The organism is Streptosporangium sp. NPDC049644 (genome assembly GCF_040675205.1).
GTDB lineage: Bacteria > Actinomycetota > Actinomycetes > Streptosporangiales > Streptosporangiaceae > Streptosporangium > Streptosporangium fukuiense.
This window is the reverse complement of the sequence record NZ_JBFAOJ010000167.1, coordinates 1-9865: the sequence shown is the minus strand read 5'-3', so window position 1 is coordinate 9865 and position 9865 is coordinate 1. Positions and strand designations below refer to the sequence as shown.

The 9865-nt window shown below is 68.5% G+C and carries 12 protein-coding genes and 1 pseudogene; 4 read left to right on the top strand and 9 right to left on the bottom strand.

The genetic code is table 11. The features are described from left to right. A pseudogene (locus tag AB0J58_RS42750) lies at positions 1–522 on the top strand (methyltransferase); the annotation flags it as partial. A 188-nt stretch (positions 523–710) separates the two neighbouring features. On the opposite strand, the gene AB0J58_RS42745 reads toward AB0J58_RS42750, so the two are convergent. The 6 genes from AB0J58_RS42745 to AB0J58_RS42720 all read right to left on the bottom strand — a co-directional run bounded on the left by AB0J58_RS42745 (position 711) and on the right by AB0J58_RS42720 (position 5965). After that, the gene (locus tag AB0J58_RS42745; protein ID WP_364227149.1) at positions 711–1529 is read right to left on the bottom strand and encodes a sugar nucleotide-binding protein; all 819 of its coding nucleotides are present in this window, start codon (positions 1527–1529) and stop codon (positions 711–713) included. 342 nt (positions 1530–1871) lie between these two features. Next, positions 1872–2423 carry a hypothetical protein gene (locus tag AB0J58_RS42740; protein ID WP_364227146.1) on the bottom strand — a complete coding sequence of 184 codons (552 nt, stop codon included), beginning with the start codon at positions 2421–2423 and terminating at the stop codon, positions 1872–1874. Positions 2424–2957: 534 nt separating this feature from the next. Next, a complete protein-coding gene (locus AB0J58_RS42735; RefSeq protein WP_364227144.1) occupies positions 2958–3431 on the bottom strand; it encodes a hypothetical protein in 474 nt (157 codons plus the stop codon). 169 nt (positions 3432–3600) lie between these two features. Further along, positions 3601–4044: a GNAT family N-acetyltransferase gene (locus tag AB0J58_RS42730; RefSeq protein ID WP_364227141.1), complete on the bottom strand. Its 444-nt coding sequence runs from the start codon at positions 4042–4044 to the stop codon at positions 3601–3603. A gap of 392 nt (positions 4045–4436) precedes the next feature. Next, the gene (locus AB0J58_RS42725; protein WP_364227139.1) at positions 4437–5021 is read right to left on the bottom strand and encodes a hypothetical protein; all 585 of its coding nucleotides are present in this window, start codon (positions 5019–5021) and stop codon (positions 4437–4439) included. 455 nt (positions 5022–5476) lie between these two features. Then, entirely contained in the window at positions 5477–5965 is a 489-nt protein-coding gene (locus AB0J58_RS42720; RefSeq protein WP_364227137.1) for an SRPBCC domain-containing protein, read from the bottom strand. 229 nt (positions 5966–6194) lie between these two features. Here AB0J58_RS42720 and AB0J58_RS42715 point away from each other — a divergent pair, with 229 nt between their 5' ends. Further along, positions 6195–6743: a hypothetical protein gene (locus AB0J58_RS42715; RefSeq protein WP_364227135.1), complete on the top strand. Its 549-nt coding sequence runs from the start codon at positions 6195–6197 to the stop codon at positions 6741–6743. A gap of 11 nt (positions 6744–6754) precedes the next feature. On the opposite strand, the gene AB0J58_RS42710 is transcribed toward AB0J58_RS42715, so the two are convergent. The 3 genes from AB0J58_RS42710 to AB0J58_RS42700 form a co-directional block, all read right to left on the bottom strand. Then, positions 6755–7324, bottom strand: a complete 570-nt coding sequence (locus AB0J58_RS42710; RefSeq protein ID WP_364227132.1) for a TetR/AcrR family transcriptional regulator — start codon at positions 7322–7324, stop codon at positions 6755–6757. Between the two features lie 150 nt (positions 7325–7474). Continuing rightward, on the bottom strand, positions 7475–7609 hold the full coding sequence (locus tag AB0J58_RS42705; protein WP_364227129.1) for a hypothetical protein: 135 nt from the start codon (positions 7607–7609) through the stop codon (positions 7475–7477). 114 nt (positions 7610–7723) lie between these two features. Continuing rightward, on the bottom strand, positions 7724–7903 hold the full coding sequence (locus tag AB0J58_RS42700) for a hypothetical protein (RefSeq protein ID WP_364150037.1): 180 nt from the start codon (positions 7901–7903) through the stop codon (positions 7724–7726). 236 nt (positions 7904–8139) lie between these two features. On the opposite strand from AB0J58_RS42700, the gene AB0J58_RS42695 reads away from it, so the two are divergent. Both AB0J58_RS42695 and AB0J58_RS42690 read left to right on the top strand, forming a co-directional pair. Beyond that, complete coding sequence (locus AB0J58_RS42695; protein ID WP_364227127.1) at positions 8140–8505, top strand: YciI family protein; 366 nt, start codon at positions 8140–8142, stop codon at positions 8503–8505. After that, positions 8492–9748, top strand: a complete 1257-nt coding sequence (locus AB0J58_RS42690; RefSeq protein WP_364227125.1) for a sigma-70 family RNA polymerase sigma factor — start codon at positions 8492–8494, stop codon at positions 9746–9748. The genes AB0J58_RS42695 and AB0J58_RS42690 overlap by 14 nt, the downstream gene beginning before the upstream one ends. The last annotated feature ends 117 nt before the right edge of the window (positions 9749–9865 follow it).

The window sequence follows — 9865 nt, the reverse complement described above, 5'->3', positions numbered from 1 at the left end:
GACGGAGGCACGATCACCGCACCTCTTTCCGGGTGGATGGGCGGGGCCGCGTTCGCGCACCTCACCGTCGCCGACGACGGTACGGCGAGCGGACGGTTCCTGGAGGACGATGTCTACTTCATGACCGCCCGCCCTCACGGCCCGCCCCCGATGTCGTCCCCCCTTCTCGGGATCGGGGACGGCAGGGCGAGCCGGGTGGATCCGCGCGTCCTGGACGATCCGGCCGGGCTGTTCGCGGGACAGCTGGCCGCGCCGTCGGCGGTGAAGCTGGGTGGTGGTGAGGAGGTCGCCCTGCTGGACGTGGCGACCGGTTCGCAGGCCACCACCCGGCCAGAGGTGGGTGGGTGGACGGTTCGCCAGCACGGTCCGCTGCGGTTGTGGGACGCGGTCGAGGATGCCGTCCTGGCCTGGCAGGGGGCGGGATCTCCGCACCAGTCGGCGTACGGGCTCACCGTGAGCGGGGAGCGTCAGCGTGTCTGGCTGGGAGAGCCCCGCGGGTCGGGCTGGGACCTGCCCGTTTGAGTCTCCCGGCCGCCGGTACGGCTCCTCACGTCGGAACGGTGGCCGAACTCCTGCCATGTCGCACTGGCCGAGGAGGCCGGATGCCCGTCAAAACGGATCAAGCCCACTCCGCTGAAGATCGGCCACGTGGAAAACAGGGTTGGCGGGTCCGGCGCACTCCGCGACGTCAGACGTCGGCGATGGAAACGTCACTGCAGAAACCGCCGCGCGCCACGCAGCCTGGTCCGAAGTCGTCGCTGGGTCATGCCGCACTCCAGGCGCACATCTATCGGGCCGGGCACGTTGGTGTCCGCTCGCCGACCTGAAGGCAGTTGGTCGGCGTCGAGTCCATCGCGTCGGGCGATGAGCAGCCCCAGTTCGTACCGGCTGATCGCATCGGTGCCGGCGACATGGTGGACACCGTGATACTCGGATACGGCAAGTTCGAGGAGCGCCGCGGCGAGATCGACGACATGCACCGGACATCGCACGTCGTCGGTGAACAGCATTCCACTCGCCCTGCCGGTGGCCAGTGAATGCACCAGTGCCTCGTGCGGAGAACCACCGTCGCCGATGATCAGGGATGTCCGGGCTATCACCGAGGTCGGCGCGATCGCGCCCACCGCTGTCTCGGCGGCGGCCTTGGCCGCACCGTACGGGGAGATCGGGTCGGGGAGGCACGTCTCGTCATAGCGAATCGCGGCACCGGAGAAGACCGTGTCGCTGGACACATGGACCAGGCGCCCACCTGCCGCAGCGACGGCGAGAGCCACGTTCACGGCTCCGGTCGCCGTGGTCGCCCAGTCTGACTGCAGGTATGCGGCGTTGACGACCACCTCCGGCTGAAACGCGTCGATCAGCGCGTCGACGTCGTCTCGTCGGCGCACATCGAGCGGCGACCACTCGACACCCGCGGCCTCTCCTGGACGGGTCAGGTAGGTCGCAGCCACCTCATGCTCGGCCACCAGACACTGCCGAACGAGTTCGCCGCCGAGAAAACCACTGCCACCGACGATGAGGAATCTCATGGCCGATCCGAGCCGGATGCGTTGGAGGAAGTGCCCACCGGCTCATCATGCCCCGCCGTGCCGGTCAGGTCGGTCATGCTCAACGTCACGGTGAAGAAGGTCCTGTTCTCGCCCTACTCGTTCCGCTTAAGATCTGCTTGTCCTTATGTGCCACACCAGCCTGGCAGAGAGGGCTCGCCTGCGGCCCGGCCTGGCGGGAGGCGGTTGAGGCTGCTGGCCGTACCTTCGCCCCGGACCACCGGTCGAAGAAAAGGTCTCGCGATGCCGGGCTCACGGCGGGAGAAAGTCCTCCAGGAGGCTCCGGTGGGGATCGGTACTCTGTGCGACGGCCGAGGGATGCGGTCACAGGGGGCGCGGGACTTGGATGGCGGGTCGCAGGCGGGACATCAGCTTGGCCAGCTCGCTCACGGTCATGTCCGGTCCCTCCAGTTTCGCCCCGGACCACCGGTCGAAGAAAAGACACACCGCCCCCGACTCGTAGATGTGGGTCTTCGCGTCGTTGAACTGGGACGGGTAGCAGGCCGCCGCACCACCGGGCGGAGCGGTCGGCACCGCCACGATTCCCTCGGCGCAGGCATCGATGCCTCTGGCGCCCGGGTTGGCCTTGACTATCGTGCTGCCGGACTGCTGCAGTTCCTCGTCGAGCGAGGCGGCCGGGTCTGTGTGTTCCGGGGAGCGCCGCCACACCTGGACCTTTTTCTCGCCGGGCGTCTGGTAGACCGCGACGATGACGGACTTCTCATCCGGGTGGGGGAAGATCCGAGGCATGTCAGCCGCAGTGAGCGGTAAATCGATGAAGGTCTCGGTGTGGGCGGCGGTCGGCGGCCAGGTGCCCTTGGGCGGTGACACGCACGGTTGGGACGCGTCCACCACGACCAAAACCAAGTTCGTCACCAAGAAGAGCGGAGTCCCGACGCCGACCAGCACAGCCAGCGGGACATGCCACCACGCCTCTTTGCCGGGCCTAGCCTCGTCGGTCATGCTTCAGGGCCCCGCATGTGTTGTACATGCCCCGCAGGATGGGCGTGCCCCCTTGGAGATTACTTGTGCCCGGACGGACTCCCTGATCAGCAGGCGAGAACGGGACTGACCGCCGTGGAGACGGCGGCTTGTTCGCCGCCCAGCGAGCCGTCATGGCCGAGCGTCGGCGCTGCTGCCCGATGGAGTCCTCTGCAGGCACCAGGGCCGCACCGGTGGGGTTTCGTCGCGGCGGCCGTGGCTCGTGCTCGCTCCCGGCGACCGGCGCGGGCACCTTCCGCAGTGTGCGGTCGATGCGGCCACGCCGGCCGCCGCCGTCCTCGGTGCCCCACACGCCGGTGAGGGCGTGTGGAGAGGGCCCGATCTGCCGCGACCTGGCCCAGGCCGCCGAGGAGACGGGGAGGGACCTATCCCGACTGCGAGAAACAGACGTGTCTCATGCCCGGATGATCACGGGCAAGAAGTCTGCGACTGGCCCAGCACGTGGGCATCCGAAAAGTCCTCGACCTTGACCCAACCGGCCGACTTACCCCTCCGGTCGTACCGGGTGTAGTTGTCGGGTTGGCCGGGCAAGGTGAATTTCACGTAGTAACACCAGCCCGCGTCCACCTGAAGGACGTCCCAGTCCTGGTCCCACGGGGTGTGCGAGCCCTTCGAGCCGAGGAGGTAGGTCGACTGGGTTCCGCATGCCGGTCTGGTGGTCGTCAAGGTGCCCGTACTGCCAGTACTGAGGCACCAGTTCCGAAGAGCCGTCGCCACTGTGTTGCTGTCGTTCACCACCGATGAGCATCCCAGGACCGAGCATGACGGGCCGAGCACCCGGGCCGGGGCCGTTGTCTGTGCGCCGGCGGCGCCGCCCGTCCACAGCGTGCCGGCGACCGCAAGACCGGCAGCGAGCGCGATCGCGGTCTTCCGCATCTTCATCTGTTTTCCTCTCGACGCTGGAGGATCTCTGACGGTTCCCCCGTACCTCGCTCATCTAAAGTCGGAAGTCGCGACCTTGACCATCTGTAAGGTTCCAGGGAGCCGGAGGGGATCTCCTCAGCCGTGCGGCGGACAGTCGTACCGACGTGCGAAGAACAGGTCGGCGGGTCTAGAGGCTCCGGGGGTCGCGCACCCGCAGGCCGAAGGCCGACAGGCCCTGTTCGTGGTGCTCGATCAGGTCGAGGCGGCGGTAGAAGGCATGGTTCGCGGGGCCTTCGGGGGTGGATTCGTGGTCGGTGGTGAGGACGAAGTAGCGGCAGTGCGCGTACCGGTCCTTGAGGTGCTCCAGCAGTCGGCGGCCGATGCCCTTGCCGTGGTGTCGGGCATTGACCAGCAACTCCTGCACGTAGCAGACGATCTCGTCGTCGGATACCGTCCGCGTCAGGCCGAGCAGCCTGCCCGACTCGTCCCTGGCGGTGATGACCAGGTGCGAGTTGGCCAGGCTCCGGCATACCCGGGTGACGTCGCGCGTCCACGGGTGCCAGCCGACCGAGTCGTAGAGCTCGAACATCTCGGCCTCGTCGAACGACGTCTCCTGAGCGATGATCACCACTTATGGGGCTCCCTGATGTGCTCGGCATGAAGTGACGCGCCCGAGCCTATTCGGCCCTTGAGCGGCGACCGATCGGCCAGTGGCGCCAGATCTCCAAGGCACGGTTCGGCCCGGAGGAAGAGCGCGATCTCCGTACGCGAGCCGCCGAGGCCGGGCGAGCATGGGCGCACCACCGCTCCCGCTGAGTCAGCGGGTTCGAGCCCGAGCGGTGGAGATACATGATGGCAGGTCGTGGCCGGACGACTCGGTGAGCATCTCACCGAAGGCGCGGATACGGGAAGACGTCTTCCGGCCGGTGAACCGGAAGACGTCGAGGAAAGTGCCCCCGGTGGAGGCCCTGCCGTCGGGAGTGTTCTCACGGAGGGCGGCACCGGGGATTGAGGTATGAGACCTCAGCTGCCGAGGACGACCGTGGAGTAGTGGTAGTTGGTGGCTCCGTTCTCGTCCCCGCGGTGCGCGCGGCCGGTCATGACCTTGTTATCGCCCTCCGCCCACGCGTACCAGTCGTGGTCGTTCTCGTCATAGAGCTGGCTCCACATCGGGGAGATGATTCGCATCTGCTTCCCCTGCCAGTACAGTGCGGCGGTGCGGTATCTCGTGGTGCCGTTCTCGTCACCCTCGTGCCACCTGCCGACGACGACCTGGTTCTCCGGAGCGACGAAGGTCGAAGCACTCTCTTTCTTGCCTTGGTCCCAGCCTCCCATCGACACCTGAACCTCTTGGCCGTTGACGAGGACCCGGCTGCACGCGTACCGGGTGAGGCCGTTCTCGTCTCCGTGGTGCCCCCTGGAGGTCATCACCTGGTTGGTCGGGCAGGTGAACTGGACGTTCCTCCCCTCCAGTACGAACTCGGTGGACGCTTTCACAACAGTGACCGTCTCTGCCGCGGCCGCGCCTCCCGCCGCTGCGGCAGGGGTCGCGGCCAGAGGGGCCAGGGCGACCGCCACGATCGCACCGGCTAGAGCCTTTTTGTACATGTTCGTGTTCTCTCGTTTCCGTGTTGACTTCATGGGAGTAGAGAGTGCGCGCATCCCCGGATCAGGAGTTTCGGCATACGTGATCGATAACGCGCCGGGCCCCCGCCCCCGTGCCGGACCCCCACCCCCGTGCCGGTCCCGCCCCCATGGCGTCCGCATGCGCTGAGCAGATGTCGCCGAGGGGACGAAGATCACACGCTAGCCATCACCGCACGGCCGGACGTCCACCTGCCGGGTGAGTGCCCATCCATCCCGGGAACTACTTTCGGCGCTCCAGAGCGCCGGCCGACGCCGCCCACTGCCGTGACCCGATGAGGACGCCAAGCGGATGGGCGAACCACTGTCGGCGCGGGGTGTCCAAGGATGTGTTCACCACGATCGGCAACCTCGCTCGGGGGCGTATCGCGAACCGGTGCATGAGACGGCCGTCGCCGGGGGCGACCCCCCGCGATGCGCTAGCCTTCGGCGGCCGTCTTCAGCATGTGGAGCATGTCCTCGTGGCCCTCGCGGAGCTTGGCGCTGCTGTAGAAGAGCGTCAGCAGGGGGCCGGACATGGACTCCTCGATGGTCACGCGAGTTCGCCCGTTCTCGGTCGCGTCCAGCCGCATCCGGTCGATGGCCTTGATGCAGCCCATCGCGACACCGGTCCAGGTGAGTTCCCGCTCCGGCTCCACCACGGCGAAGGTCGACCTGATCGCCGATCCCCGGATGTTCCAGCGGAAGGTCGCGTCCGGCTTCATCTCGCCGAGCTCGACGACGTACGCGTCCGAGCGCCACTCCGGCCAGCCGTTCATGTCGGCGAGCAGCTTCCACACCTTTTCGGCGGGGGCGTCGATGACGATCGAGGTCGAGGACTTGACGGGCGCGTTCTCGTCGAGCCGCCCCTTCTTGGCGTACTCCTCGTGCAGGCGCTCGATCGACGGGCCGGCGTAGAGAATCTTCATGACACTCCCTCGGAGCAGTGTTCCTTTATGAGAGCAATGCTCTCTCTTGGGCGTGCGCAAGTCAAGAGCACTGCTCTCGATGATGAGCGGCGATCTAAAATGCGGGACGCGCCCCGCGCACCACTTCCAGCCATGCGGAGGCGGTGCGCGCCGCGATCGACCTGGGCGGCGACACCTACGCCGGCGGCTGAGGCAGCGGTTCGCAAGCGTCTTCCAAGAGGGCTCTTCCATGATCGCTCTGAGAGGGGTGGTGGCGATGAGGGGATGGAAGGCGCGGCGTGCGGGGTGTGCCGTCATGTGCCTGCTGGCGGCGTCCGGGTGTGAGCTGGTGATCGCGGCGGTCGCCCTCGTTCTGCTGCCTCCCCTTGAGCGGGAGCTGGTGGCCGGCTACCGGCCCGGCTACGGCTTGGACGACTCCCTGGAGACAACGGTGAGCACCCTCCAGTGGTACATGTGGAGCTACGCCGTGGCCGGTGTGATCACGCTGGCCATGGCGGCCCTGGTGTGGTGGCGGGCCGGAAGCGCGGGAGTGCGGGCCGTCGTGGTGCTGGGCCTCGGGCCGTACGCGGTGCTCTATCTTCTTTTCGGCCTGCTGGCGCCGGAAACCGGCCTGCCGGCACGCCAGGAGCAGGTGGGTCGGTACTCGGACCTGGTCCCGTGGCCGGCGGCCGCGGCCGCGCTCCTCTATCTCGCGGGGGCGATCCTGATCCTCCGCGCCAGGACCGCCCGCCATTCCGGGCCTCCCCGTGCCGCGGACAGCACCGGCGCCGCGTCGTAGCGGATCGACGCCTACCGCGCTGTGCCGAAGACGAGCCGGACCAGCGAGCGGGCGACGATCTCCGGATCGTCGTGGGCGCTTTCCGGGAGAGCGCCGCTCATCCACAGGGCGGCGAAGCCGTGGGCGAGCGACCAGGCGGCGATCGTGGTCAACCGGTCCTGTTCCGGGTTCGGCGAGATCGTGCCGGCGCCGGTGACGAGCACATGGAAGGCGCGCTCGCGTGCGGATCTCACGCCGGGGTCATCGGTGCGGTAGAGCTCGGGGCGGAACATCACCTCGAAGTAGGGCCGGTGGTCGATGGCGAAGCGGATGTAGGCGACGCCGGCCTCCAGGATGTCGCCGGCCGTTCGCTCCAGTACGTCGGCGAACACCTCGAAACCTTCGGCGGCTATGGCGGTCAGCAGCCCCGTCTTGTCGCTGAAGTGGTGAGCGGGGGCGGCGTGTGAGACTCCCGCGCGGCGGGCCAGCTCGCGCAGGCTCCATCCGGCCGGCCCGGACTCGCCGATGGCCTCAAGGGCGGCGTCGATGATGGCGCGCCGCAGATTGCCGTGGTGGTAGACCGGCTGGTCGATCTGCCTCACCTCCGCGCTTCGATCGTCTCCCGGTAACGGACTCACCTTATCTTGACGTTGACAAGATGGCGAATCTCCCTCAATCTTGCCGATGACAAGATTGAGGGATCGAGCCACTGCCGCCGGCGGGCGAGCGGTGACACGACCATCGCCGGTTGTCTAGAAGAAGGTGAGTTCCATGACCATGATCGTTCTCGTCGTGGCCACGCTGGGCTTCCGCCTGCTGGGCATGCTGCCCGGTCTGGCCCGCTTCGCCACCTGGCGGGTGAGCGCCGCGCACGGCCTGGCCGTCATGCTCGTGATGACGGCCGGCGCTCACTTCGTCCCGCCAGGCGTGACCTTCATGCCGAACCACGCCGACATGGTGGCCATGGTCCCCCCGTTCGTCCCGTTTCCCGCCCTCATGGTCTACCTGACCGGCATCCTGGAGCTGGCCGGGGCGGTGGGCCTCGTACTCCCGGCCACCCGGCGGGCGGCCGGGATCTGCCTGGCCCTGCTGTTCGTGCTCATGCTCCCGGCCAACATCCACGCCGCGCTGGCCGGGGTGACCTTAGCGGGAGAGGCGGCGTCGCCGCTGTGGCAGCGCATCCCCGAGCAGGTTCTCTACATCGGCGTGGCGCTCTGGACGGCGGGAGTCACGGGGGGACTCCCAGGCCGTACGGCCTCCGCGAGCAGCACGTCCACCGGGTCTTGAAGCACCTCTCCGCCCGGGGGAGCCGGCCGCGGCCTGCCGATCCACACGTACCTGTCGGACCGGTTCTCCTGCCGGGCCGCTCTGGCAGAATCCAATGGGTCGGTCCGATATCGGGGAGAAGGACGGCGCGATGAAGTACCTGATGCTGATCTACGGCAATGAGGAGATCTGGAACGCGTTGGCGCCGGAGGACATGGCGAGCCTGATCACCGCGGTCGACGGGTTCAACGACGCGTTGCGCGAGTCGGGAGAGCTTCTTGAGTCCGAGGGACTGATGCCCCGGCCGCGATCGGTTCACTGGGTGGCCGGTGACGCGGTCGTCACCGACGGCCCGTACGTCGAGGCGAAGGAGTTCGTCGGCTCCTACTTCGTGGTCGAGGTCGACGATGAGCAGCGGGCGCTGGAGATCGCACGGGCCTATCCGGGGCTGCCGAGCGGGGCTGGCCTGGAGGTGTGGCCGCTGATGGGGCGTGATTGGGCGAGTGCCGAGGTCTGACGAGCCGGTCGGGCCGGTCGAGTCGGTCGAGGAGCTGCTGAGGTCGCTGGCGTCCCAGGTGCTCGGTTCGCTGGTGCGCCGGTACGGGGACTTCGCCCGTTGTGAGGACGCGGTGCAGGAGGCGCTGATCGCCGCGGCGGACGGCTGGCCGCGCGGCGGTGTCCCGGCCCACCCGCTGGGCTGGCTCAACAAGGTCGCGGCGAATCGGTACATCGACCGGGTCCGGGCCGACAGCGCCCGGGAGCGCCGGGAGCGGGCCGCTCTCGACGCCACGCCGCGCGACGCGCTGGTCGCACCACCGCCGGACGCCGAGGAGGTCCGTGACGACCTGCTGGAACTGCTGTTCCTGTGCTGCCACCCGGCGTTGACCGCCCCGTCGCAGCTGGCGCTCACGCTGCGGGCGGTCGCCGGACTGACCACCGGTGAGATAGCGGCGGCCTTCCTGGTGCCCGAGAAGACGATGGGGCAGCGCATCTCACGGGCCAAGCAGCGCCTGCGGGAGGCCGGAGCGCGGTTCGAACCGCCGCCGGATCCTGAGCACGGACCTCGGCTGCAGGTCGTGCTGCACGTGCTGTACCTGATGTTCAACGAGGGCTACAGCGCCAGCGCCGGCCCGGATCTGCGCCGGCCCGACCTCACCGGACAGGCCCTGCGTCTGGTGCGCCGACTGTACGCGCGGCTACCCGACTCCGGTGAGACGGCGGGCCTGCTGGCGTTGATGCTGCTGACCGAGGCGCGCGGCGCGGCGCGTACCGGTCCCGACGGCGCGCTCGTGCCGCTGGCGGAGCAGGACCGGTCCCGCTGGGACACCGCGGCCATCGCGGAGGGGACCGGCATCATCACCCGTACGTTGGCGACTCGCCCGCTCGGCCCGTACCAGGTTCAGGCCGCCATCGCGGCGGTACACGACGAGGCGCCGTCGGCCGAGGCCACCGACTGGCGGCAGATCCTGGCGCTGTACGAGATCCTGGAGCGCCTGCTTCCCAACCCCGTCACCACCCTCAACCGGGCGGTCGCGCTGGCGATGACGCACGGACCGCACGCCGGACTGGCGCTGTTGGACGAGCTGGAATCCGGGGTGCTCGCCGGCCACCATCGACTGCTGGCCGTCCGTGCCCACCTGCTCGACCAGGCCGGGGAGACCGCCGCCGCGGCCTCGGCCTACCGGGAGGCGGCGCGTCTGGCCGGCAGCCGCCCTGAGCAGCGGTTTCTCCTGCAGCGGGCCGCCAGTTGCGCGAGTTGAACCGAGTCGCGGAAAAATATCCGGGCGGGCAGGTAGAAATCCGGTTCGCGGCTCCGATCCTCTCCTGAGCGGGCCCCATCGGGGGCCGCAGGAACAGGAGCGAAGCGACATGACCAA